The 21921-nt window shown below is 75.0% G+C and carries 23 protein-coding genes; 4 read left to right on the top strand and 19 right to left on the bottom strand.

Annotation, left to right across the window (positions count from 1 at the left end; translation table 11 throughout):
* Nucleotides 1-2 precede the first annotated feature (2 nt).
* From nuoK to ACI78Q_RS08415, 13 genes are all read right to left on the bottom strand, one after another.
* On the bottom strand, nucleotides 3-302 hold the full coding sequence (gene nuoK, locus ACI78Q_RS08475; RefSeq protein WP_436692552.1) for an NADH-quinone oxidoreductase subunit NuoK: 300 nt from the start codon (nucleotides 300-302) through the stop codon (nucleotides 3-5).
* Complete coding sequence (locus ACI78Q_RS08470) at nucleotides 299-1138, bottom strand: NADH-quinone oxidoreductase subunit J (protein ID WP_456922901.1); 840 nt, start codon at nucleotides 1136-1138, stop codon at nucleotides 299-301. The genes nuoK and ACI78Q_RS08470 overlap by 4 nt, the downstream gene beginning before the upstream one ends.
* On the bottom strand, nucleotides 1135-1812 hold the full coding sequence (nuoI, locus tag ACI78Q_RS08465; RefSeq protein WP_456922900.1) for an NADH-quinone oxidoreductase subunit NuoI: 678 nt from the start codon (nucleotides 1810-1812) through the stop codon (nucleotides 1135-1137). The genes ACI78Q_RS08470 and nuoI overlap by 4 nt, the downstream gene beginning before the upstream one ends.
* On the bottom strand, nucleotides 1805-3277 hold the full coding sequence (gene nuoH, locus ACI78Q_RS08460) for an NADH-quinone oxidoreductase subunit NuoH (protein ID WP_456922899.1): 1473 nt from the start codon (nucleotides 3275-3277) through the stop codon (nucleotides 1805-1807). Before nuoH ends, nuoI begins: the two co-directional genes overlap by 8 nt.
* On the bottom strand, nucleotides 3274-5757 hold the full coding sequence (locus ACI78Q_RS08455; RefSeq protein WP_456922898.1) for an NADH-quinone oxidoreductase subunit G: 2484 nt from the start codon (nucleotides 5755-5757) through the stop codon (nucleotides 3274-3276). The genes nuoH and ACI78Q_RS08455 overlap by 4 nt, the downstream gene beginning before the upstream one ends.
* Entirely contained in the window at nucleotides 5754-7082 is a 1329-nt protein-coding gene (nuoF, locus tag ACI78Q_RS08450) for an NADH-quinone oxidoreductase subunit NuoF (protein WP_456922897.1), read from the bottom strand. Before nuoF ends, ACI78Q_RS08455 begins: the two co-directional genes overlap by 4 nt.
* A 1-nt stretch (nucleotide 7083) precedes the next feature.
* Nucleotides 7084-8157 (bottom strand): NADH-quinone oxidoreductase subunit NuoE, encoded by a 1074-nt coding sequence (gene nuoE, locus ACI78Q_RS08445; protein ID WP_456922896.1) that lies wholly within the window; start codon nucleotides 8155-8157, stop codon nucleotides 7084-7086.
* Nucleotides 8154-9485: an NADH-quinone oxidoreductase subunit D gene (locus tag ACI78Q_RS08440; protein ID WP_456922895.1), complete on the bottom strand. Its 1332-nt coding sequence runs from the start codon at nucleotides 9483-9485 to the stop codon at nucleotides 8154-8156. Before ACI78Q_RS08440 ends, nuoE begins: the two co-directional genes overlap by 4 nt.
* Nucleotides 9482-10219 (bottom strand): NADH-quinone oxidoreductase subunit C, encoded by a 738-nt coding sequence (locus tag ACI78Q_RS08435; RefSeq protein ID WP_456922894.1) that lies wholly within the window; start codon nucleotides 10217-10219, stop codon nucleotides 9482-9484. The genes ACI78Q_RS08440 and ACI78Q_RS08435 overlap by 4 nt, the downstream gene beginning before the upstream one ends.
* Nucleotides 10216-10896 (bottom strand): NuoB/complex I 20 kDa subunit family protein, encoded by a 681-nt coding sequence (locus tag ACI78Q_RS08430; RefSeq protein ID WP_456922893.1) that lies wholly within the window; start codon nucleotides 10894-10896, stop codon nucleotides 10216-10218. The genes ACI78Q_RS08435 and ACI78Q_RS08430 overlap by 4 nt, the downstream gene beginning before the upstream one ends.
* Before the next feature lie 13 nt (nucleotides 10897-10909).
* Nucleotides 10910-11272 (bottom strand): NADH-quinone oxidoreductase subunit A, encoded by a 363-nt coding sequence (locus ACI78Q_RS08425; RefSeq protein ID WP_456922892.1) that lies wholly within the window; start codon nucleotides 11270-11272, stop codon nucleotides 10910-10912.
* Between the two features lie 97 nt (nucleotides 11273-11369).
* On the bottom strand, nucleotides 11370-12629 hold the full coding sequence (locus ACI78Q_RS08420) for a geranylgeranyl reductase family protein (protein WP_456922891.1): 1260 nt from the start codon (nucleotides 12627-12629) through the stop codon (nucleotides 11370-11372).
* Nucleotides 12630-12877: 248 nt separating this feature from the next.
* The gene (locus ACI78Q_RS08415; RefSeq protein WP_456922890.1) at nucleotides 12878-13603 is read right to left on the bottom strand and encodes a demethylmenaquinone methyltransferase; all 726 of its coding nucleotides are present in this window, start codon (nucleotides 13601-13603) and stop codon (nucleotides 12878-12880) included.
* A gap of 51 nt (nucleotides 13604-13654) precedes the next feature.
* Here ACI78Q_RS08415 and ACI78Q_RS08410 point away from each other — a divergent pair, with 51 nt between their 5' ends.
* A complete protein-coding gene (locus ACI78Q_RS08410) occupies nucleotides 13655-14914 on the top strand; it encodes an isochorismate synthase (protein WP_456922889.1) in 1260 nt (419 codons plus the stop codon).
* Here the strand turns inward: ACI78Q_RS08410 and ACI78Q_RS08405 are convergent.
* The 4 genes from ACI78Q_RS08405 to ACI78Q_RS08390 form a co-directional block, all read right to left on the bottom strand.
* On the bottom strand, nucleotides 14911-15453 hold the full coding sequence (locus tag ACI78Q_RS08405) for a 2,4'-dihydroxyacetophenone dioxygenase family protein (RefSeq protein ID WP_456922888.1): 543 nt from the start codon (nucleotides 15451-15453) through the stop codon (nucleotides 14911-14913). The two genes, ACI78Q_RS08410 and ACI78Q_RS08405, sit on opposite strands and share 4 nt — an antisense overlap.
* A 69-nt stretch (nucleotides 15454-15522) precedes the next feature.
* The gene (locus ACI78Q_RS08400; RefSeq protein WP_456922886.1) at nucleotides 15523-15879 is read right to left on the bottom strand and encodes an iron chaperone; all 357 of its coding nucleotides are present in this window, start codon (nucleotides 15877-15879) and stop codon (nucleotides 15523-15525) included.
* Entirely contained in the window at nucleotides 15879-17564 is a 1686-nt protein-coding gene (gene menD / locus ACI78Q_RS08395) for a 2-succinyl-5-enolpyruvyl-6-hydroxy-3-cyclohexene-1-carboxylic-acid synthase (protein WP_456922884.1), read from the bottom strand. Before menD ends, ACI78Q_RS08400 begins: the two co-directional genes overlap by 1 nt.
* Nucleotides 17561-18499 carry an o-succinylbenzoate synthase gene (locus tag ACI78Q_RS08390; RefSeq protein WP_456922883.1) on the bottom strand — a complete coding sequence of 313 codons (939 nt, stop codon included), beginning with the start codon at nucleotides 18497-18499 and terminating at the stop codon, nucleotides 17561-17563. The genes menD and ACI78Q_RS08390 overlap by 4 nt, the downstream gene beginning before the upstream one ends.
* An 88-nt stretch (nucleotides 18500-18587) precedes the next feature.
* Here ACI78Q_RS08390 and menE point away from each other — a divergent pair, with 88 nt between their 5' ends.
* Nucleotides 18588-19724 (top strand): o-succinylbenzoate--CoA ligase, encoded by a 1137-nt coding sequence (menE, locus tag ACI78Q_RS08385; protein WP_456922882.1) that lies wholly within the window; start codon nucleotides 18588-18590, stop codon nucleotides 19722-19724.
* A complete protein-coding gene (locus ACI78Q_RS08380) occupies nucleotides 19724-20596 on the top strand; it encodes a 1,4-dihydroxy-2-naphthoate polyprenyltransferase (protein WP_456922881.1) in 873 nt (290 codons plus the stop codon). Before menE ends, ACI78Q_RS08380 begins: the two co-directional genes overlap by 1 nt.
* Before the next feature lie 54 nt (nucleotides 20597-20650).
* Here ACI78Q_RS08380 and ACI78Q_RS08375 read toward each other — a convergent pair whose 3' ends face one another.
* Together ACI78Q_RS08375 and ACI78Q_RS08370 are read right to left on the bottom strand one after the other, a co-directional pair.
* Nucleotides 20651-20968, bottom strand: coding sequence for a DUF4229 domain-containing protein (locus tag ACI78Q_RS08375; protein ID WP_456922880.1), 318 nt, complete (start codon nucleotides 20966-20968; stop codon nucleotides 20651-20653).
* Nucleotides 20952-21398 carry an Lrp/AsnC family transcriptional regulator gene (locus tag ACI78Q_RS08370; RefSeq protein ID WP_456923036.1) on the bottom strand — a complete coding sequence of 149 codons (447 nt, stop codon included), beginning with the start codon at nucleotides 21396-21398 and terminating at the stop codon, nucleotides 20952-20954. The genes ACI78Q_RS08375 and ACI78Q_RS08370 overlap by 17 nt, the downstream gene beginning before the upstream one ends.
* Nucleotides 21399-21500: 102 nt before the next feature.
* Here ACI78Q_RS08370 and ACI78Q_RS08365 point away from each other — a divergent pair, with 102 nt between their 5' ends.
* The gene (locus ACI78Q_RS08365) at nucleotides 21501-21722 is read left to right on the top strand and encodes a hypothetical protein (RefSeq protein ID WP_456922879.1); all 222 of its coding nucleotides are present in this window, start codon (nucleotides 21501-21503) and stop codon (nucleotides 21720-21722) included.
* Nucleotides 21723-21921 lie beyond the last annotated feature (199 nt).

Here is a 21921-nt window from a genome sequence, read left to right as displayed (position 1 = left end):
TCTCAGTACTTGAGCAGGTTGGCGTCGTCGACCGACGCCGACCGGCGGGTCCGGTAGATCGACATGATGATCGCCAGGCCGACGACGACCTCGGCCGCGGCGACGACCATGACGAAGAACGCCATGATCTGGCCGTCGACGGTGCCGCTGGACCGGGCGAAGGTGACCAGCGTCAGGTTCACCGAATTGAGCATCAGCTCGATGCACATGAAGACGACGATCGCGTTGCGCCGCACGAGCACGCCGACCGCGCCGATGGTGAACAGCATCGCGGCGAGTACCAGGTAGTGCGTGAGACTCATCGCTCACCGTTCCCGTCGAGGGGCGCGGGGTCGAGGGTGCCCAGCGCCGCGTCGGGGCTGCCGAGCTCGGCACGGCCGGTGGGACGCGGCATCTGCTCGACCTCCTGGGGCTCGATGCCGGTGGCGAAGCTGTCCTCGGCGACCCGCCCGTCGGGCAGCAGCGCCGGCGCGGCGACCGAGTTGGCCCGGGCGTAGACGCCGGGGCCGGGCAGGGTCTGCGGCCGGTCGGTGAGGAACCGGGCGCGGGAGAGCTCCTTCTGGGTGCGCCGCGTGCCGGGCTCGCGCTCGATGTGGGCCAGCACCATGGCGCCGACGGCGGCGGTGATGAGCAGGGCGCTGGTCACCTCGAAGGCCAGCAGGTACCGGGTGAACAGCACCTCGGCGATCGCCTCGATGTTGCTGGTGTCCCCGCCCTGCACCGCGTCCAGGCCGGTGGCCGGGAGCTCCTGGGTGGCCCGGGCGATGCCCGCACCGACCAGCCCGGCGAAGCCGATGCCCAGCACGATCGCGGCCACCCGCTGCCCGCGGAGGGTCTCGACCACCGAGTCGGAGGAGTCCCGGCCGACCAGCATCAGCACGAACAGGAAGAGGATCATGATCGCGCCGGTGTAGACGATGATCTGCACCGCGCCGAGGAACGGCGCCTCCTGGACGACGTAGAAGACGCCCAGCGCCAGCATCGTGTTGACCAGCCACAGGGCCGAGTGGACCGCGTTGCGGGAGAGCACCATCCCCAGGGCACCGGCCAGGGCGATCGGCCCCAGGACCCAGAAGACGACCGCCTCACCCGTGCCGAGCTGCACGGTCTCGTCGGCGGCCGCGGCGAGCACGCTCATGCCCGTCCCCCGGCGACCGGCTGGTCCGCGCGCGCACCGGCGGACGGGTCGACCGGCGGGACGCCACGGTCCGGCGTCCGCACGTAGTAGTCCTTCTCGTCCTCGCCCAGCCGCATCGGGTGCGGCGGGGCCTCCATGCCGGGCAGCAGCGGGGCCATCAGCTGCTCCTTGGTGTAGATGAGGTCGCGGCGGTTGTCGTCGGCCAGCTCGAAGTCGTTGCTCATGGTCAGCGAGCGGGTCGGGCAGGCCTCGATGCACAGGCCGCAGAAGATGCAGCGCAGGTAGTTGATCTGGTAGATCCGCCCGTAGCGCTCACCGGGCGAGTACCGCGCGTCCTCGGTGTTGTCGCCGCCCTCCACGTAGATGGCGTCGGCCGGGCAGGCCCAGGCGCACAGCTCGCAGCCGACGCACTTCTCCAGCCCGTCGGGGTGCCGGTTGAGCACGTGCCGGCCGTGGTAGCGCGGCTTGGTCACCTTCGGGACCTCGGGGTACTCCTCGGTCGTCACCTTGCGGAAGATCTGCGCGAAGGTGACACCGAAGCCCTGGCCGGGACCGGGCAGCCAGCTGGCCCGCTTGACCGGGCCGCCGTTGCTGTCGCGGCGGGCCAGCTCACCGCGCGAGGCCTGCGCCAGCCCCTTCTCGTCGCCCTCGGCGGGCGGGTTCCGGTCAGACATCGTCGTCCTCCTGGCTGGGGGCCGCGGCGCGCCGTCCGGTGCCGACCACGCCGCCGGCGGGGACGGTCTCCCGGCCGCGCAGCCGCGGCGACGGGGGCACCTTGAGGTCCATGGGCGGGATCGGGAAGCCGCCCTCGGCGCGGCTCGGGCCGGTGCGCTGCGCGGGCCGGCGGCGCGGGCCGACCGGGGGCAGCACCTCCGGCTCGGCGTCGGTCGGGTGGATCGAGCCGGCCGCGGCCTTCGTGGCGGCGATCCGGGTGGCCCGGTTGCTGGCCCGGCTGGCCACGAGCAGCACGGCGAGCACGAGCAGGGCCATCGGGACGCCGACGAACAGCGCGACCTGCCCGGTGGAGAGGTCGGCCTCCCGGGCCACGGTGCGCATGGTGGCCACGGCGAGGATCCAGACCAGCGCCGTCGGCACCAGCACCTTCCACCCGAACCGCATGAACTGGTCGTAGCGCAGCCGGGGGAGGGTGCCGCGCAGCCAGATGAAGACGAACAGCGCGACGACGACCTTGAGGAAGAACCAGAGCAGCGGCCACCAGCCGGAGTTGGCGCCGTCCCAGATGGACAGCGGCCACGGGGCCCGCCAGCCACCGAGGAACAGCGTCGCGGCCAGGGCCGAGACGGTGACCATGTTGATGTACTCGGCGAGGAAGAACAGCGCGAACTTCAGCGACGAGTACTCGGTGTGGAAGCCGCCGACCAGCTCGCTCTCGGCCTCGGGCAGGTCGAACGGGGCGCGGTTGGTCTCACCCACGACGGCGACGACGTAGATGACGAACGAGACCGGCAGCAGGATCGCGTACCAGCTGGGCCCGGTGAACTCGAGGCCGAAGAAGGAGACCGGGTTGCCGTCGGCCTGCGCCGCGACGATCTCCGAGGTCGACATCGAGCCCGCGTAGAGGAACACCGCGACGATCGACAGCCCCATCGCGATCTCGTAGCTGACCATCTGCGCGGCGCTGCGCAGGCTGCCCAGCAGCGGGTAGGTCGAGCCCGACGCCCAGCCGGCCAGCACGATGCCGTAGACGCCCATCGCCGAGCAGGCCAGCACCACGAGGACGCCGATGGGGGCGTCGGTCAGCTGCAGCGGCGTGCGCTGGCCGAAGATGCTCACCGTCGGGCCGAGCGGGATGACCGAGAAGGCCAGGAACGCCGGGATGGTGGCGATCACCGGTGCCAGGAAGTAGACCGGCTTGTCCGCGAGCGCCGGCATGATGTCTTCCTTGAACGCCAGCTTCAGCCCGTCGGCGAGGCTCTGCAGGTAGCCGCGGGGGCCGACCCGGTTGGGGCCGATCCGCTGCTGCATGCGGGCGACGACCTTGCGCTCGAAGACGATGGCGAACAGCGTCAGCAGCACCAGGACGGCGAAGACGCCGACGATCTTGATGAGGACGATCCACCAGACGTCGGTGCCGAAGTCGGCGAGCGTCGGCTGGTCGGTCGCGGCGAGCACGCTCACTCGGCACCTGCCGGGGTGGTCGGGGTGGGTGAGGACGCAGCGACGAGACGGACGACGCCGCCGGGCGCGGTGCCCAGCCGGCTGCGGACCTCGCTGCCGGGCGAGCGCATCGGCAGCCACACCACCTGGTCGGGCATCTCGGTGACCTGCACCGGCAGGCTGATCTCCCCCATCGCGCCGCACACGGTGACCCGGTCGCCGTCGGCGAGGCCCAGCCGGCGGGCGGCGTCCTTGCCGAGGCGGGCGACCGGCGGGCGGGCGGTGCCGGCCAGCTCGGGCTCGTCGCGCTGCAGGGTGCCGACGTCCAGCAGCTGCCGCCAGGAGGCGAGCACCGCCTCGTCCTCGGCCAGTGGCGGGTCGTCCGGCGGGGGGACGTCGAGGCCGGTCACGTCGGGCCGCACCGCGACGACGCCCAGGGCGGCGAGCTCCGCGCGGGCCGCCTCGGGGGCGGGCAGCCGCAGGTCGACGTCCAGCTCGTCGGCCAGGCCCTGCAGCACCCGGCCGTCGGGCAGCTGGCCGGTGCCGTGCAGCGTGGCGTCGAAGGGCCGCAGCCGGCCCTCCCAGTCCAGGTAGCTCCCGGCCTTCTCCGGGGCGGCGGCGACCGGGAGGACGACGTCGGCGTGCGCCGTGACCGCGCTCGGGAACAGCTCCAGGCTGACCACGAAGTCGGCGTCGGCCAGCGCCGCCTCGGCCAGCCGCGGGTCGGGCAGGTCGGCCGGGTCGACGGCGCCGACCAGCAGGCCCTTGAGCTGCCCGTGGGTGACCGCGGCGAGGATGCCGTCGGTGTCGCGGCCGGGGGTGGCCGGCAGCTCGGCGACGCCCCAGGCGGCGGCGACCTGGGCGCGGGCCCCGGCGTCGGAGACGGGGCGGCCACCGGGCAGCAGGGTCGGCAGTGCGCCGGCCTCCACCGCGCCGCGCTCCCCGGCCCGGCGCGGCACCCAGGCCACGCGGGCGCCGGTCGTGCGGGCGAGGGCGGCCAGCGCGGAGAACGCGCCGGGCACCTCGGCCAGGCGCTCCCCGGCGAGCACCACCGCGCCCGGCTGCCGCAGCGCCTCGACCGCCGGCCCGCCCCACGTGCCCTCGGCGAGCGCGGCCAGCGAGCGGGCCTCGGTGCCGGGCAGCGTGGTGAGCACGGTGGCCTGCAGCTTCTCGGCCGCCCGGGTGACGAACGGCGCGAGGTCGAACACCGGCAGCTTGCGCGTGCGCACTGCCCGCCGCAGCCGCAGGAAGACGATCGGCGACTCCTCCTCCGGCTCGAACCCGGCGAGCAGCACCGCGGAGGCGTCGGCGAGGTCGGCGTAGGTGACCGCGCCGTTGAAGGGCCCCGTACCGGCCACGTGCGCGGCGAGGAAGGCCAGCTCCTCGGCCGAGTGCGCCCGGGCGCGGGCGTCGACGTCGTTGGTGCCGAGCGCGACCCGCGCGAACTTGGCGTAGGCGTAGGCGTCCTCGACCGTCAGCCGGCCGCCGGGCAGAACGCCGACGCCGCCGGCCTCGCGTGCCGCGCGCAGCCCCTCGGCCGCCGCGGCCCACGCCTCCGGCCAGGACGCCGGCTGCAGCACGCCGTCCCGCCTGACCAGGGGCGTGGTGAGCCGGTCGTTGGCGGTGGCGTACCGGAAGGCCCAGCGACCCTTGTCGCAGTTCCACTCCTCGTTGACCTCGGGCTCCTCGCCGGCCAGCCGGCGGAGGACCTTGCCGCGCCGGTAGTCGGTGCGCTGCGCGCAGCCCGACGCGCAGTGCTCGCAGACGCTGGGCTCGCTGCGCAGGTCGAACGGGCGGGAACGGAACCGGTACTGGGCGCTGGTCAGCGCACCGACCGGGCAGATCTGGGTGGTGTTGCCGGAGAAGTAGGAGGAGAACGGCTCGTCCTCGTAGATCGCCACCTGCTCCAGCGCGCCGCGCTCGAACAGCTCGATGAAGGGATCGCCGGCGACCTGCTGGGAGAACCGCGTGCAGCGGGCACACAGCACGCAGCGCTCCCGGTCGAGCAGGACCTCGCTGCTGATCGGCAGCGGCTTGGGGTAGGTCCGCTTGACGTCGACGAAGCGGCTCTCGGCGCGGCCGTTGCTCATCGCCTGGTTCTGCAGCGGGCACTCGCCGCCCTTGTCGCAGACCGGGCAGTCCAGCGGGTGGTTGATCAGCAGCAGCTCCATCGTGCCCTGCTGCGCCTTGTCGGCGACCGGGCTGGTGAGCTGCGTCTTCACCACCATCCCGTCGGTGACCGGCATGGTGCAGGAGGCCACCGGCTTGCGCTGGCCCTCCACCTCGACCAGGCACTGCCGGCAGGCGCCGACCGGCTCGAGCAGCGGGTGGTCGCAGAACCGCGGGATCTGGACGCCGATCATCTCGGCGGCCCGGATGATCAGCGTCCCCTTGGGCACGGCGACGTCGAACCCGTCGATGACGCAGTGCACCGCGTCCGGCGGGGTGTGCGGGCCCGGCACGGCCGGGACGGCGGCGGGTGCGGGCGGGGGCGTCGTCACGAGGCCACTCCGACGGGCTCGAGCCGGAGGCTGCGGCCGAGGCGGGCCTGTTCCTCCGGCGGCAGCAGGGCGACGTAGTCGTCGCGGAAGTACTTCAGCGAGCTGCTGATGCAGCTGGTCGCGCCGTCGCCGAGGGCACAGAAGGAGCGGCCCAGGATGTTGTCGCAGGTGTCGGTCAGCAGGTCGAGGTCGGCCGCCGTCCCCTTCCCGTCGACCAGCCGCTGCAGGATCTGGACCAGCCAGTACGTCCCCTCGCGGCACGGGGTGCACTTGCCGCAGCTCTCGTGCGCGTAGAACTCGGTGAAGCGCAGGGTGGCCTCGACGATGGAGTCGGTCTCGTCGAAGACCATCAGCGCGGTGGTGCCCAGCATCGAACCCGCCGCGGCGACGGAGTCGAAGTCGAGCGGCACGTCGAGGTGCTCGGGGGTGAAGTACGGCGTCGACGAGCCGCCCGGCGTCCAGAACTTCAGCCGGTGCCCGGGGCGGACGCCGCCGGCCATCTCCAGCAGCTCACGCATCGTCGTCCCCATGGGGGCCTCGTACTGGCCGGGACGGACGACGCGCCCCGACAGCGAGTAGATCTTCGGGCCGGGCGACTTCTCGGGGCCGAACTCCTTGAACCAGTCCGACCCGCCGCGGACGACGAACGGCACGCTGGCCAGCGTCTCGACGTTGTTGATGACCGTCGGGGCGCCGTAGAGACCGGCGACGGCGGGGAACGGCGGCTTGAGCCGCGGCTGGCCGCGGTAGCCCTCGAGGGAGTCCAGCAGCGCGGTCTCCTCGCCGCAGATGTAGGCGCCGGCCCCGGCGTGCACGATCAGCTCGAGGTCGTAGCCGGAGCCGAGGACGTCGGTGCCGAGGTAGCCGGCCGCGTACGCCTCCTGGACGGCGTTGACCAGCCGGCGGTGCGCGTGCACGGCCTCGCCGCGGACGTAGATGACCGCGAGCTTCGACCGGATGGCGTAGGCCGCGATGACCACGCCCTCGATGAGCGAGTGCGGGTCGGCCATCATCAGCGGGAGGTCCTTGCAGGTGCCGGGCTCCCCCTCGTCGGCGTTGACCACGAGGTACTTGGGCATCGCGGCCGGGCCGGTCGGCGTCTCCCCCGGCTTGGGCTGCGGGATGAAGCTCCACTTCATGCCGGTCGGGAAGCCGGCGCCCCCGCGACCGCGCAGGCCGGAGTCCTTGACCAGCGCGACGAGCTCGTCGGGGGTCATGCCGAGCGCCGTGCGCAGCGCGGTGTAGCCGTCGAGCCGCTCGTAGGTCGCCAGCCGCCAGGACTGCGGCTGCGCCCAGCGGGTGGTCAGCACGGGTGCGAGGGGCATGTCACGCCTTCCCGTCGGTGGGGTTCGTGCCGGTGGCCGGTTCGGCGGCGGGCGGGTTCTCGGTGCCGGCCCGCTGCCGTCCCCGCGGCTGCCCGTACTCGGCCCCCCTGTCGGGGTGGGCCTGGGCGGCACCGGCCCGCTCGGCCGGGGTGTCAGCGGCCGCGACGCGGGCGTCGGCCGCCTCCTCCTCCGGTGTCTGACCGGCTCCGTCCCGGGTCCCGCCCTGAGCCTGCGAAGGGTGGGGAGGACGGAGTCCTTTCTCCGTGCGGCCCGACGGCGCGACGGTCTCCCGCGGCGCACCGGTGTCGGCCGCGGGCTGCTCGGGCCCGGGCATCGGCGGGGCCCACTCGCCGCGCTCGGCGGCCAGTCGCAGCCCGGCCAGCGTCGGCTCGATCGCGCCCTCGGCGTCGATGGCGGCACGCCGGGACGCCTGGTCGCCGTACTGGTCGAACCCGGCCAGCTGGCGGGAGACGCCACGGAAGTCGGTGAGCGGGGCGCCCCGGGTGGGATGCGGCTTCTCCCCGCTCCGCAGGGCCGCGACCAGCGCGCGGGCGCTGTCGACGTCCTGCTGGTCGTAGAACTCGTAGTCGACGGTGACCACCGGCGCGTAGTCACAGGCGGCCAGGCACTCGGCGTGCTCGAGGGTGACCGAGCCGTCGGGCGCGGTCTCGTCGTGGTGCACGCCGAGGTCGGCGGCGAGCGCGTCGAAGATCCGCTGCCCGCCGAGGACGGCGCACAGCGTGTTGGTGCAGACGCTGACCAGGTGCCGGCCGGTGGGACGGCGCTTGTACATCGTGTAGAAGGTCGCGACCGCGCCGACCTCGGCCTTGGTGAGGCCGAGCTCCTCGGCGCACAGCGCCACGCCCTCGGGCGAGACGTAGCCCTGGTAGCTCTGCACCAGGTGCAGCATCGGCAGCAGCGCCGACCGCGGCTGCGGGTAGCGGGCGATGATCTCCCGCGCCTCCAGCCGGGTCTGCTCGGTCAGCGGCGGCAGGTCGGCGGCCGCGGGCTCGACGGCGCTGGAGTCCAGCCCCGTGACCGCCGTGCCCTCGGCACTCCCCGGGAGCGCGCTCATCGGTCGACACCACCCATCACCGGGTCCAGGGAGGCGATCGCGGCGATGACGTCGGCGATCATGCCGCCCTCGCTCATCGCGGCCGTCGCCTGCAGGTTCACGAAACTGGGGTCGCGCACGTGGACGCGCCACGGCCGGGTGCCGCCGTCGCTGACCACGTGGTAGCCGAGCTCGCCGCGCGGGGACTCGATCGGCACGTAGACCTGTCCGGCCGGCACGCGGAATCCCTCGGTGACCAGCTTGAAGTGGTGGATCAGGGCCTCCATCGACTGGCCCATGATGTGCTTCACGTGCTCGAGGGAGTTCCCCATGCCGTCGGGGCCGAGGGACAGCTGCGCGGGCCAGGCGATCTTCTTGTCCTGCACCATCACCGGCCCGGGCTCCAGCCGGTCCAGCGCCTGCTCGATGATCTTCAGCGACTCGTTCACCTCGGCCATGCGGACCAGGTAGCGGCCCCACGCGTCGCAGGTGTCGGCGGTGGGCACCTCGAAGTCGTAGGTCTCGTAGCCCAGGTACGGCTCGACCTTGCGCAGGTCCCACGGCAGCCCGGCGGCGCGCAGCACCGGCCCGGTGACGCCGAGCGCGACGCAGCCGGTGACGTCGAGGTAGCCGGCGTCCTTGAGCCGGGCCTGCCAGATCGGCTGGCCGGTGAGCAGCTTGTGGAAGTCGGCCACCCGCGCCGGCATCACGTCGAGGAACTCGCGGATGTGCTCGACCACGCCCTCGGGGAGGTCCTGGGCCAGCCCGCCGGGGCGGATGTAGGCGTGGTTCATCCGCAGCCCGGTGATCTCCTCGAGCAGGTCGAGCACCAGCTCCCGCTCGCGGAAGCCGTTGGTCATGCCGGTGAGCGCGCCCATCTCCATGCCGAAGGTGGCCAGCGCGACCAGGTGCGAGGCGATCCGGTTGAGCTCCATCACCAGCACGCGGACGGTCTGCGCCCGCTGCGGCACCTCGATCCCCAGCAGCTTCTCGACCGCCATGCAGTAGCCGGCCTCGTTGAACAGCGGGGACAGGTAGTCCATCCGCGTCACGAAGGTCGTGCCCTGCGTCCAGGTGCGGTACTCGGTGTTCTTCTCGATGCCGGTGTGCAGGTAGCCGATGACCACCCGCGCCTTGGTGACCGTCTCGCCCTCGAGGTCGAGCACGAGCCGGAGCACGCCGTGGGTGGACGGGTGCTGCGGGCCCATGTTGACGACGAGCCGCTCCTCGCCGTACGCCTCGGTGCCGAGGGTCTGGTCCCAGTCGCCGCCGGTGACGGTGTAGACGCGGCCCTCGGTGGTCTCCCGGGAGCCGGCGTACGGGTCGCTGGCGTTGTACGTGCTCGTCATCGGTAGCTCCGGCGGGTGTCCGGCGGCGGGATGGTGGCGTCGTGGTACTCGACCGGGACCCCGCCGAGCGGGTAGTCCTTGCGCTGGGGGTGGCCGTCCCAGTCGTCGGGCATGAGGATCCGGGTCAGCGCCGGGTGCCCGTCGAAGACGACGCCGAACATGTCCCAGGTCTCGCGCTCGTGCCAGTCCGCCGTCGGGTAGATCCCGGTGACCGACGGGACGTGCGGGTCCTCGGCGGGGACGGCGACCTCCAGCCGGATGCGCCGCCGGTAGGTCATCGACGTCAGGTGCAGGACGACGTGCAGCCGGGGCCGGCCCGGCGTCGCCGAGGGACCGCCGCTGTCGAGGTAGTCGACGCCGGAGACGCTGCTGCACAGCTCGAAGCGCAGCGCCTCGTCGTCGCGCAGGGCCCGCACGAGCGTCAGCAGGTGCTCCCGGGCGACGAAGTAGGTGATCTCGCCGCGGTCGACCAGCACCCGCTGCACCGCGGCGTCGTAGGTCGCCGGGCCGACCGCCTCGATCAGCGCGTCGGTGACCTCGTCGAAGTACGCGCCGTAGGGCCGGTCGGTCGAGTGCAGTGCGACCGCGCCGCCGGGCTCGACCCGCACCAGCCCGCCGAAGCCGGAGGTGTCGCCGCTGCCGGAGACCCCGAACGCGCCCTTGCGGAAGCCACCCGAGGGAGCCACCGCGCCCTGGCCGGCGTCGGTGCCGCTGCGGTCGCCCGGCCCGGTCATCGGGCACCCCGCACGTAGGGCTCCGGCAGCAGGACGGCGTTCCCGCCCCGCTGCTCGATCGCGAACTGGCCGGTGCGCCGCTCGGCGGCGGCCCGCTCGTAGGCCTCCCGCGCCGCCTTGTCCACCCGCACCGTCGACGGCATCTCGACCAGGAGGTCCTTCGCCCGGCCCTCCTCCCGCGCGCGCTCCAGCTCGCGCGCCCGCTTCGGGCCCAGCGGCTCGTTCATGATCTTGTGATGGAGCTTGAGGATGGCGTCGGTGAGCATCTCCGGCCGCGGCGGGCAGCCCGGCAGGTACATGTCCACCGGCACGATGTGGTCGACGCCCTGGACGATCGCGTAGTTGTTGAACATCCCGCCGGAGCTGGCGCACACGCCCATCGCCAGCACCCACCGCGGCTCGGGCATCTGGTCGTAGATCTGGCGCAGGACCGGACCCATCTTCTGGCTCACCCGCCCGGCCACGATCATGAGGTCGGCCTGCCGCGGCGAGGCCCGGAAGACCTCCATGCCGAAGCGGGCCAGGTCGTAGCGCCCGGCGCCGGTGGCCATCATCTCGATCGCGCAGCAGGCCAGCCCGAAGGTGGCCGGCCACAGCGAGGACTTGCGGGTCCAGTTGACCAGCTTCTCGACCGTGGTCAGCAGGACGCCGCTCGGCAGCTTCTCCTCGAGTCCCATGGGTGCGCTCCTGTCAGTCCCAGTCGAGCCCACCGCGGCGCCAGACGTAGGCGTACGCGATGAAGACGGTGCCGATGAACACGACCATCTCGACCAGCCCGAAGACGCCGAGCGCGTCGTTGGCCACGGCCCACGGGTAGAGGAAGACGATCTCGATGTCGAAGACGATGAACAACATCGCCACCAGGTAGTACTTGACCGGGAACCGGCCGCCGGTGAGCGGCTGGTCGACCGGCTCGATGCCGCACTCGTAGGCGGCGAGCTTGGCGCGGTTGTAGCGGCGGGGCCCGACGAACGGCGCGACCGTGACCGAGAACAGCGCGAACGCCGCGGCCAGGGCGAACAGCCCGACGATCGGGACGTAGGTCGAGAGCATCAGCGGCACCCTACGGTGATGGAGATCACGCTGTCGGTAACAGGTGATCGTGGACACGACGTGTCGACACGGCAGCGGGGCGTGACGGGATGCATGGTCAGACCGCCGGAGCCAGTCGGGTGAGGACGGCGACGACGCGGTCGAAGCGGTCGCCGTCCCGGCCGTCGGAGAGGTTGCCCATCAGCCGCAGGGCCGCACCGACCAACGCCGGCCGCTTGAGCCCGTGCGCGGTGGCGAAGCGAACCAGGTCAGGGCGGTCGAGGAGCGCAAGGAAGGCCATGCCGAGCCGGTGGTGGCGGCCGTACTCCTCGCGGAGCCGGGCCGGGTACCGGCGCAGTGCCTCCTCGCGAGCGGGGCCCGCCGGGCGGCCCAGGCCCTCGATCGCCGCCGCCGCCGCCATGGCGCCGGTCTCCAGCGCGTAGCTGATGCCCTCGCCGTTGAACGGGTTGACGGCGCCGGCGGCGTCGCCGGCCAGCAGCAGCCCCCGGGTGTAGGCCGGACGGCGGTGCAGCGCCATGGGCAGGCCCGCACCGCGCAGCGGGGTGACCGCGGACTCCTCCCCGAGCTCCCACTCGGGCGGGAGCGTGGCCAGCCACTCGCGCAGCACCGTGCGCGGCTCGGCGCCCGTGCCGCGGCGGCGGTCGAGCAGCCCGAAGCCCACGTTGCTGGTGCCGTCACCCATGCCGAACACCCAGCCGTAGCCGGGCATCGAGTCCGCGCTGGGGCCTGTCGGCGACAGGTCGAAGGAGATGTCGAGGTACTCGTCGCCGGTGCGCGGCGAGCGGACGTACCGGCGGACGGCGACGCCGAGCGGCCGGTCCTCCCGGCGGACGAGCCCGAGGGCCTTGCCGAGCCGCCCCGACAGCCCCTCGGCGGAGACGACCAGCGGCGCCCGCCAGGTCGCCGGCTCCCGGTCCGGCCCGTGCTCGGCGTGCACGCCGACGACCCGGCCGGCGTCGTCGAGCAGCGGCGCGGTGACGGTGATCTCGTGGACGACCCGCGCGCCGGCGTCCCGAGCGTGCGCGAGGAGCTGCGCGTCGAGGTCGCGGCGGTTGCGTACCAGGCTGTGGGAGGGCCACCGCTCCAGCACCGGCCAGTCGACCTCGACCACCTGACCGCCGCCGGTGACGCGCAGCCCCTTGTGCCGGACCCACCCGGTGGTGTCCACGCCCAGGTCGGCCAGCGCCTTCACGCCGCGCGGGGTGAGCCCGTCGCCGCAGACCTTCTCCCGCGGGAACGGGGACTTCTCGAGCACGACGACGTCCCGCCCGGCGCGGGCCAGGTGCCACGCCGCCGCCGACCCGGCCGGACCGGCACCGACGACGACCACGTCGGCCCGCCGGTCGCGCACGTCCACCGTCGACCCCTCCCCTGGAGTGTGCCGACTTTGTGAAATGGTTCACAAAGTCCGTCGGCTCCACTCTAGGCCTGGGTGTGACGTTGCTGACAAGTCACCCTTCCGGGAGACGCACGTCACGGTCGTGCCCAGGGTGCCGGGACAGGGGATCTCCGCAGCTCGGAGCCGAGCCGGCGAGCGAGACCGCCGATCTCGCGGGTCGTGGGAGCGGAGGTGTGCGAGATCGGCGATCCCGCCCGCGGAGGGGGTCAGGCGCGGGGCTTGCGGCCGCGGTGCAGCGCGACGATGCCGCCGGTGAGGTCCCGCCAGCCCACGTCGGCCCAGCCGGCCGCCTGCAGCCGCGCGGCCAGCGCCGGCTGGTCGGGCCAGGCCCGGATGGACTCGGCGAGGTACACGTAGGCGTCGGGGTTGCTGCTCACCGCGCGGGCGATCCGCGGCAGCGCCCGCATCAGGTACTCGGTGTAGACGGTGCGGAACGGCGCCCAGGTCGGGCTGGAGAACTCGCAGACCACCAGGCTGCCGCCCGGCCGGGTGACGCGGGAGAACTCGCGCAGCGCCGCGTCGGGGTCGGCGACGTTGCGCAGGCCGAAGGAGATGACCACGCCGTCGACGCTCTCGTCGGCCAGCGGGAGGGCCATCGCGTCGCCGGCCACCTTGGGGACCGGGCGCGACGCCCCTGCCCGCAGCATGCCCTGGGAGAAGTCGCAGGCGATCGCGGAGACGCCCCCGGCGGCCAGCTCGACCGTGGAGACCGCGGTCCCCGCCGCCACGTCGAGCACCGTCTGCCCCGGGCGCGCACCGAGGGCCTCGCGGGTGGCCCGCCGCCAGGAGGCGTCCAGGCCGCCGGAGAGCACCGTGTTGGTGACGTCGTAGCGCCGGGCGACCCGGTCGAACATGGCCGCGACGTCGGCCGGCTGCTTGTCCAGACCGGCCCGCAACCCCGCGGTGTGTGCGCTCTCTCGCCGGTCTCCCACAGCGGCGACGCTACCGGGCTGCCTACGCTGGGTCCTGTGACAGTGGCTGCCGTGACCTCCCGGGACGCGGTCACCCCTCTCGTCACCACGACGCCGCTGCCCGCGGCCCCCGCCCTGCTGGAGCTCCTCCCCGCGACCGGCGCGCTGTCCTGGGTGCGCCGCGGCGAGGGGCTGGTCGGCTGGGGCGAGGCCGCCCGGCTGGAGGTCTCGGGGCCGACCGCGCTCGCCGAGGCGGCCGACTGGTGGGCCGAGTACGGCGCCGGCCTCGACGTCGACGACCCGATCGGCGTCCCCGGGTCCGGGCCGGTCCTCTTCGCCGGCATCGCCTTCGACCCCGCCGCGGGGACGTCGGTGTTCGTCGTCCCCGAGGTGGTCGTCGGCCGGCGCGACGGCGTCGCCTGGGTGACCACCGTCGGCGACGCCGACCCCGCCGAGGTGCTGGCGTCCGCACCGGCCGCGGTGCCCGCCGCGCTGGGCCGACTGCGCTACGCCGACGGCGCGCTGGACCCGGCGTCGTGGTGCTCGACGGTCGAGGCGGCGGTCGAGCGCATCACCGCGGGGGAGCTGGAGAAGGTGGTCCTCGCCCGCGACCTGCTGGTGACCGCGGACGCCCCGCTCGACCCCCGGTCGCTGCTGGCCCGGCTCGCCGCGCGGTTCCCGGACTGCTGGACCTTCGCCGTCGACGGGTTGCTCGGGGCGACGCCGGAGCTGCTGCTGCGCCGCACCGGCCGCACCCTCTCCTCCCGCGTGCTGGCCGGCACCGCGCCCCGCGGGGCCGGCGCCGACGACGACCGGCTCGCCGCGGCGCTGCTCGGCTCGGCCAAGGACCGCGCCGAGCACGCGCTCGCCGTCGACTCGCTGGTGGGGGCCCTGCAGCCCTACTGCGCCACCCTCACCGCCCCGGAGGAGCCGGAGCTCCTGACGCTGGCCAACGTGCGCCACCTGGCCACCGACGTCACCGGCGTCCAGGCGCGCGGCGGTGCCCGCGGCCGGGCCGGGCTGCTGGAGCTCGTCGGCGCGGTGCACCCCACCGCCGCGGTCTGCGGCACCCCCACCCCGGCCGCCGCCGGGCTGATCGCCGAGCTCGAGGGCATGGACCGCGGCCGCTACGCCGGCCCGGTCGGCTGGCTCGACGCCCGCGGGGACGGCGAGTTCGGCCTCGCACTGCGCTGCGCCCAGCTCTGCGACGACGACCCGGCGACGGCGCGGCTGTTCGCCGGCTGCGGGATCGTCGCCGGATCCGACCCGGCCGCGGAGCTCGCCGAGACCCAGGCCAAGTTCGCCGCGTTCCAGGCGGCACTGGAGAGCTAGCGCAGCAGCCGCTCCACCGCCTCGGCGCCCAGACCCACGCGCTCGTAGTGCTCGCGGGCGAGCTCCAGGTAGTCGTAGGCGTCGAAGGTGCCGTTGGGCTGGCCGTCCTCGTCGAGCCAGATCAGCGGGCCGGTCACGTTGAAGTGCACCCGCATCGGCTCGTCGGACTCGTGCGCCACCAGGGTGTGCGCCTCGCCCGGCGTCTCGTAGACGAAGGTCCCCCTGGTGGCCACCCAGTCGTGCTCCAGGTAGCTCCACTTGCCCGACAGCGTGTACCCGAAGACCTGGTGCGGGTGGTAGTGCCGGTTCACCAGCCCGGCCTCCCTCGCCCAGAGGACGTCGGCCCACCGGTTCTGGGTCAGTGAGATCCACAGCGGGCGCGAGCCGACGGTGTCCGACAGCGGGATGAAGTACCGCTCGTCGTCGTCGAGGGTGTCGGGCAGGAAGATCTCGGGGGCGGCGTCCTTGCGGAAGACGTTCTCGATCGGCTTGATGTCGCGCCAGAACTCGCGGCCGGTCTCGGGCTCGGGGCTCACCATCGCAGGCTCCTCCAGCACGGTGGGACGGGGGTCACAGCGTGCTCCGCCGGCCTCCCGGCAGCCACTCGATCAGCCCTCGGCGCGACGGGCCAGGACCTGCACCACCCGCACCACCAGGTCCAGGGGCAGCGGGTCGCGGTGCGGGAGGTGCATCGCGTCCTTCGCACCGCGGTGGGGCGCCACCTCCTCCCCGAGATCGGGGTCGGCGCCCGGCTCGGGCAGCGGGTACAGCGCGATGTGCCGCCTCCAGGCGGCGACGTGCACCACCGACCGGCCGTCGAGGGTGAACGTGGGCATCGCGTACCGGATCGTCTCGCCGACCCCGGGGACGGCGTCCCGGATGGCGGCCCGGATCGCCGCCATCCGCCCCCGCACCTCCTCGGGCAGCCCGGCCAGGTACTCCTCGAGGGTGGCGGGCGCGGCCATCAGCCCAGGGCCTCGGTCGCGGCGGTGCGCAGCTGCCGGGCGAGGTCGGCCTCGGCGCGCTGACCGGTGCGGACGACGACCACCCGGGGCCCTCCGGCGGCGACCGCGGCGGCGAGGTCGTCGGGGCGGTCGACCCGGACCGCGGTCCAGCCGAGCGCCTCGGCCACGGCGACGAGGTCGCGGCCGTGCGGGGTGCCGAACACCCGCCGGTAGCCGGCCTCGTACTGCGGCTGCCCGGGCTCCAGCTGGGCGAAGATGCCGCCGCCGTCGTTGTCGGGCACGACCAGGGTGAGGTCCGGGCGCGGCTCGCCCTCGCCGCCGAGCAGCCCCTGCAGGTCGTGCAGGAACGTGAGGTCGCCCAGGAGCGCGACGGCCGGGCCGCCCCCCGCCCGCTGGTGCACGAGCGCGGCGCCGACGGCGGTGGACACCGTGCCGTCGATGCCGGCCACGCCCCGGTTGGCCAGCACGGTCACCCCCGCCCGGGGGACGGCCAGCCGGTCGACGTCGCGCACCGGGGTGGAGGAGCCCAGCACCAGCAGCGCGCCGTCGGGCAGGCCGGCGACGAGGTCACGGGCCAGCCGGGCCGCGGTCAGCCCCTCGGCCGCGTCCAGCAGCTCGTCGACCGCCGTCCCCACCCGCGCGGCCGCGGCCGCCCACCGTCCCCGCCAGGCGGCGTCGCCCGGCGCGCCACCGGCCGGCAGCGCGCCCACGGCGGCGGTCGACCGTCCGGCGTCGGCCCAGCGCGGTGCGGCGGCGACCGTCTCGACCCGGACGGCGGGGTCGGACAGCAGCGCCGACACCGGCCGCGACAGCGTCGGCCGGCCCACGACCAGCACCCGCTCGGGGCGGTGCCCGGCCAGCCAGTCCGGCGCGCCCAGCAGCAGCGCGCCGGCGCGCAGCGACGCCCCCCACGCGCCGCTGGACGGCTCGGCGACCACCGGCCAGCCCTGCGCGGTCGCCAGCGCGGCCGCCGCCCGGCCCAGCGCCGGGGGTGCGTCGCCGACGACGACCAGGGTGCGCGCCGGGCCGGCGTCCCCGACCGGGGCCGGGGACGGTGCGGTCGCGGCCGTCCACGGCGCGCCGTCCGGACGGCCGGCCCACGGACCGGTCAGCTCGGGGACGGCCCCCTCGGGCATGAGCGGCTCGCGGAACGGCAGGTTGAGGTGCACGGGGCCGGGGTCGCCGGAGAGCGTGCCGCGCGCGGTCAGCAGGGCCTTGGCCACCAGGGAGCGCCAGTACCGGTTCTGCGCCGCCTCCCGCCCGGCCTCCGGGACGCCGACGTCGACCGCGGCACGCACCGCCCGGCCGTACATCCCCGGCTGGGCGATCGTCTGGTTGGCGCCGGTGTCGCGCAGCTCCGGCGGGCGGTCGGCGGTCAGCGCGAGCAGCGGGATCCCGGCCGCGTCGGCCTCGAGGACGGCGGCGTGCAGGTGCGCCGTCGCCGTCCCGGACGTGGTGAGCACCGGCACCGGCCGCCCCGACGCCCTGGCCAGGCCCAGGGCGAGGAACGACGCCGTCCGCTCGTCGACGCGCACGTGCAGCGTCAGCCGCCCGGAGCGCTCGGCCTCGGCGAGCGCCAGCGCCAGCGGCGCCGACCGGGAGCCGGGAGCGAGCACCGCGTCGGTGACGCCGCCACGGACCAGCTCGTCGACCAGCACGCGCGCGCAGGCGGTGGACGGGTTCACGCGGCGGCCACCGCGGCCAGCCGGTGGCGCCAGCGCGTCTCGGTGGCCGGGTCGGCGGGGACGTCGGCCAGCCGGTCGGGCTCGGGCCGGACCACCGGCAGGACGCCGTCCACCGGCAGCAGCGGCGCGCTGGTGACGTCGCCGGTGAACAGCGCGACGGTGGCCAGGCCGCAGGCGAACGGCAGCTCGGGAAGCGCCGCGGCCAGCGCGACGCCGGCGGCGATGCCCACCGAGGACTCCAGCGCCGAGGACACCACGCAGGGCAGGCCGTGCGCCTCCGCCACCCGCAGCGCGGCCCGCACGCCCCCCAGCGGCTGCACCTTGAGGACGACGACGTCGCACACCTCGCGCAGGTCGACCCGCAGCGGGTCGGCCGAGCGGCGCACCACCTCGTCGGCGGCCACCCGGACGTCGATGCGCCGGCGCAGCGCGGAGAGCTCCTCGCGCGTGGCGCAGGGCTGCTCGACGTACTCGAGGCCGACGCGGTCCAGCGCGCGGATGCGGGCCACGGCGGTGTCGACGTCCCAGGCCGCGTTGGCGTCGACGCGGATCGCACCGGCCGGGCCCAGCGCGTCGCGCACGGCCTCGACCCGGGCCTCGTCGTCGGCCGGTGTCTGCCCGGGCTCGGCGACCTTGACCTTCGCGGTGCGGCAGCCCGACGCGGTGACGATGGCGTGGGCCCGCTCGGCGTCGACCGCCGGGACGGTGACGTTGACCGGCACGGTGTCGCGCACCGGCGGCGGCCACCCGTCGACCGCCGCCTCCACGGCCGCGGCCCACCACCGGCGGCTCTCGGCGACGTCGTAGTCCCAGAACGGGGAGAACTCGCCCCACCCGGCCGGCCCCCGCACCAGGACGCCGTCGCGGACGTCGATGCCGCGGAACCGGGTGCGCATCGGCACCGACCAGACCCGAGCCCCGTCGGTGTCGATCACGCGCATCAGCGTAGTCAGGCCCTCCTGCGGGGCCCCGCCACGAGCCTGTGAGCGGTGGGGGGCAGGAGGGCCCCTACTCTCAGGACCCGTGGCCCGGCACCTGACCCTCGTGCCCGCGCCCGCCGATCCCCTGGCGCTGCTGCCCCACCTCCGAGCCGCCCTCGACGGCACCGCCCCGCTGGCCGTGCTCCCCGCCGGGCCGCCCACCGCGGTCGAGGCGGCCCAGCGGGTGCTGCGCCCGCAGGAGCCGCTCGAGGCGGGCGCCGACCTCGTCGTCGTCACCTCGGGATCGACCGGCAGCGGCCGCGGCGTGCTGCTGCCGGCGTCCGCGGTGCGCGCCTCCGGCGAGGCGACCCTGCGCCGGCTGGGCGGCCCCGGCGCGTGGCTGCTCGCCCTGCCGGTGTCGGCGATCGCCGGGCTGCAGGTGCTCTGCCGGTCGGCGCTCGCCGGCTCGGAGCCCACCGTGCTGGCCGCCGGTGAGCCGCTGGCCGCCGCGGTCGCCCGCATGCCGGAGGAGCGGCGCTACACCGCGGTGGTCCCCACCCAGCTGCGCCGGTACCTCGACGCCGAGCCCGACGCGCTGCGCGCCTTCGCCGGGGTCCTCGTCGGCGGTGCGGCCACCGACCCCGCGCTGCTCGCGCGCGCCCGCGACGAGGGCGTCGCCGTGGTCACCACCTACGGCATGACCGAGACCGCCGGCGGCTGCGTGTACGACGGGCAGCCGCTGGACGGCGTCCGCCTGCGGGTGAGCGACGGCGGGATCCAGCTGGCCGGTCCGGTGCTCGCGCTGGGCTACCGCCTGGATCCCGAGGGCACCGCGGCCGCCTTCGCCGACGGCTGGTTCCGCACCCGCGACGCCGGGAGCCTCGACGCGGCCGGCCGGCTCACCGTGCACGGCCGGCTGGACGACGTCGTCATCACCGGCGGGGTCAACGTCGCCCCGGCCGCGGTCGAGGCGGCGCTGCGCGAGCACCCGTCCGTCGCCGACGCGGTGGTCTTCGGCCGCCCCGACGCCGAGTGGGGGCAGCGCGTGGTCGCCGCCGTCGTCCCGGTGCCGGGAGCCGAGCCCGAGCTGGCCGTGCTGCGGCCGTGGGTCGCCGAGCGGCTCGGCGCACCGGCCGCACCCCGGGAGCTGCACCGCGTCGCCGCCGTCCCGACCCTGCACACCGGCAAGCCCGACCGTCGTGGGCTGGCCGCCTCCATCGACCCCGGGAGCGCACGCTGATGGCCACCCCCGCCCAGTGGCTGGCCGGCGCCCGCCCCCGCACGCTGCCCGCCGCCGTCGCCCCGGTGTTCGTGGGCACCGGCGCGGCCGCGGCGCTCGACGGCTTCCGGCTGGTGCCGGCGTTGCTGGCCCTGGTGGTCGCGCTCGCGCTGCAGGTCGCGGTCAACTACGCCAACGACCACTCCGACGGCAAGCGCGGCACCGACACCGTGCGGGTGGGGCCCATGCGGCTGGTCGGCTCCGGCGCGGCCACGGCGCGGCAGGTGCTCGTCGCGGCGGTGCTGTCCTTCGCCGTCGCGGGGGTGGCCGGGCTGGCGCTCGCGGCCCTGTCGTCCTGGTGGCTGGTCGCGGTGGGTGCGGTGTGCATCGTCGCCGCCTGGACCTACACCGGCGGCCCGCTCCCCTACGGCTACCGGGCCCTCGGCGAGGTCTTCGTCTTCGTCTTCTTCGGCCTGGTCGCCGTCGTCGGGACGACGTTCGTGCAGACCCGCTCGGTGGAGGGGCTGGCCGTCGCCGCGTCGGTGCCGATCGGCCTGCTGATCGTGGCCCTGCTGGTGGTCAACAACCTGCGTGACATCGAGGGCGACGCCGCCGTCGGCAAGCGCACACTGGCGGTCCTGATGGGCGACCGCGGCACCCGCGTCACGTTCGCGGCGCTGCCGGTCGTCGCCTTCGCCGTCGTGGTCGGCATCGGCGTCGTCCGGCCGGAGGCGCTGCTCGCGCTGCTCGCCGTCCCGCTGGCCGTGCCGCCGGTGCGCACCGTCCTCACCGGCGGGCGGGGGCCGGCGCTCATCGGCGCCCTCGGCGGCACCGGGCGGCTCACACTGGTCACCGGCGTCCTGCTCGGCGCCGGCCTCGCTCTCAGCGGCTGAGGCCCCGCTGCAGGCTCCCGCCGCGAGCCTGCGAGCGGGGCAGCGGGGCCTCCGTCAGGCGTCGTCGCCGGCGAGGCGGGCCTGGACGTCCCGCTTGGCCTGCTGCCGGGCCAGGCTGCGGGCGGCCAGCCCCTCGGTGAGCCGCTCTCGCGACGGGCGCAGCAACAGGTAGGACACCGGCATCGACAGCAGCAGCCCGAACAGCGCGCCGGACCAGAAGTCCAGGCCCACCCACCACAGCAGGAGCACCAGGGCGGCGGCGGTGGCGAACCGGCCGACGGTGTAGATCACCAGCCAGGGTGCGATCTTCGGCGGTGCCGCCGGCCCGCCCGTCGGCGCCCCCGGCACCGTCGGCTCAGCGTTCTCGGCCATGGCGGCCCTCCCACTTGGTACTCAGGACGACGGTCGTCCGGGTGCGTGCGACGCCCCGGATCCTGTTCAACGCGCTGATGGTGGCCTCCAGTGCCGGGATGTCGGTCACGCGGACCTTGAGCACGTAGCCCTCGGCGCCGGCGACCCGCCAGCAGTCCTCGACCTCCGGCATGGCGCGCAGCGCGTCCTCGATGCCGGTGTCGTCGACGGCGTCGCTCTCGATGACGCTGATCAGCGCGGTCACGTCGAGGCCCACGGCGGCCGGGTCGACGACGGCCCGATAGCCCATGATCACGCCCGCGGCCTCCAGCTTGCCGACGCGCTCGTGCACGGCCGGTGCGGAGAGCCCCACCTGGCGGGCGAGCTCGGCGTAGCTGGCCCGCCCGTTCGCGCCGAGCAGGTCGATCAGCTGCCGGTCGACGGCGTCGATGGCGCTCTCCCCTCCCGCGGCGCTCCAGTGCCGCGGTCGAGTATCGCCGCGGACGTACTGTGGGGTGCACTCGGGCTCGACTCGGTGGAGGGGGAGATCGCCATGGCGTTCCTGGTGGTGCTGGTTCTGGTGGTCGCCGTGGTGGTGCTCGTCCTGCGCGCGACGCCGACGGGTGGGCCCGGCGGGAGGGGTGTGCGGCCCGCGATGCGGCCTCCTCGGCCGCGGCCGACGCGCAGCGGCCCTCCGCTGGCGCCCGACGACGACCCGGAGTTCCTGCGCGAGCTCGAGCGCCGCACCCGCCGGGACGACGGCTCACCCGCATGAGAAAGGACCCCGTCCTCCCCACCCCTCGCACGCTCGGGGCGGTGCCCTGGACGGGGCCGAGAACCGAGGGCTGACCCCGTCCTCCCCACCCCTCGCACGCTCGGGGCGGTGCCCTGGACGGGGCCGAGAACCGAGGGCTGACCCCGTCCTCCCCACCCCTCGCACGCTCGGGGCGGTGCCCTGGACGGGGCCGAGAACC

The organism is Geodermatophilus sp. SYSU D00705 (genome assembly GCF_054050135.1).
This window is presented reverse-complemented; position numbering and strand designations above follow the sequence as displayed.

Excerpts from the sequence above, each read along its gene's own strand:
- nuoK (WP_436692552.1), bottom strand. The coding sequence starts at position 302 with ATGAGTCTCACGCACTACCTGGTACTCGCCGCGATGCTGTTCACCATC.
- ACI78Q_RS08470 (WP_456922901.1), bottom strand. The coding sequence starts at position 1,138 with ATGAGCGTGCTCGCCGCGGCCGCCGACGAGACCGTGCAGCTCGGCACG.
- nuoI (WP_456922900.1), bottom strand. The coding sequence starts at position 1,812 with ATGTCTGACCGGAACCCGCCCGCCGAGGGCGACGAGAAGGGGCTGGCG.
- nuoF (WP_456922897.1), bottom strand. The coding sequence starts at position 7,082 with ATGCCCCTCGCACCCGTGCTGACCACCCGCTGGGCGCAGCCGCAGTCC.
- nuoE (WP_456922896.1), bottom strand. The coding sequence starts at position 8,157 with ATGAGCGCGCTCCCGGGGAGTGCCGAGGGCACGGCGGTCACGGGGCTG.
- ACI78Q_RS08440 (WP_456922895.1), bottom strand. The coding sequence starts at position 9,485 with ATGACGAGCACGTACAACGCCAGCGACCCGTACGCCGGCTCCCGGGAG.
- ACI78Q_RS08435 (WP_456922894.1), bottom strand. The coding sequence starts at position 10,219 with ATGACCGGGCCGGGCGACCGCAGCGGCACCGACGCCGGCCAGGGCGCG.
- ACI78Q_RS08430 (WP_456922893.1), bottom strand. The coding sequence starts at position 10,896 with ATGGGACTCGAGGAGAAGCTGCCGAGCGGCGTCCTGCTGACCACGGTC.
- ACI78Q_RS08425 (WP_456922892.1), bottom strand. The coding sequence starts at position 11,272 with ATGCTCTCGACCTACGTCCCGATCGTCGGGCTGTTCGCCCTGGCCGCG.
- ACI78Q_RS08405 (WP_456922888.1), bottom strand. The coding sequence starts at position 15,453 with ATGGTGAGCCCCGAGCCCGAGACCGGCCGCGAGTTCTGGCGCGACATC.
- ACI78Q_RS08400 (WP_456922886.1), bottom strand. The coding sequence starts at position 15,879 with ATGGCCGCGCCCGCCACCCTCGAGGAGTACCTGGCCGGGCTGCCCGAG.
- ACI78Q_RS08380 (WP_456922881.1), top strand. The coding sequence starts at position 19,724 with ATGGCCACCCCCGCCCAGTGGCTGGCCGGCGCCCGCCCCCGCACGCTG.
- ACI78Q_RS08375 (WP_456922880.1), bottom strand. The coding sequence starts at position 20,968 with ATGGCCGAGAACGCTGAGCCGACGGTGCCGGGGGCGCCGACGGGCGGG.
- ACI78Q_RS08365 (WP_456922879.1), top strand. The coding sequence starts at position 21,501 with ATGGCGTTCCTGGTGGTGCTGGTTCTGGTGGTCGCCGTGGTGGTGCTC.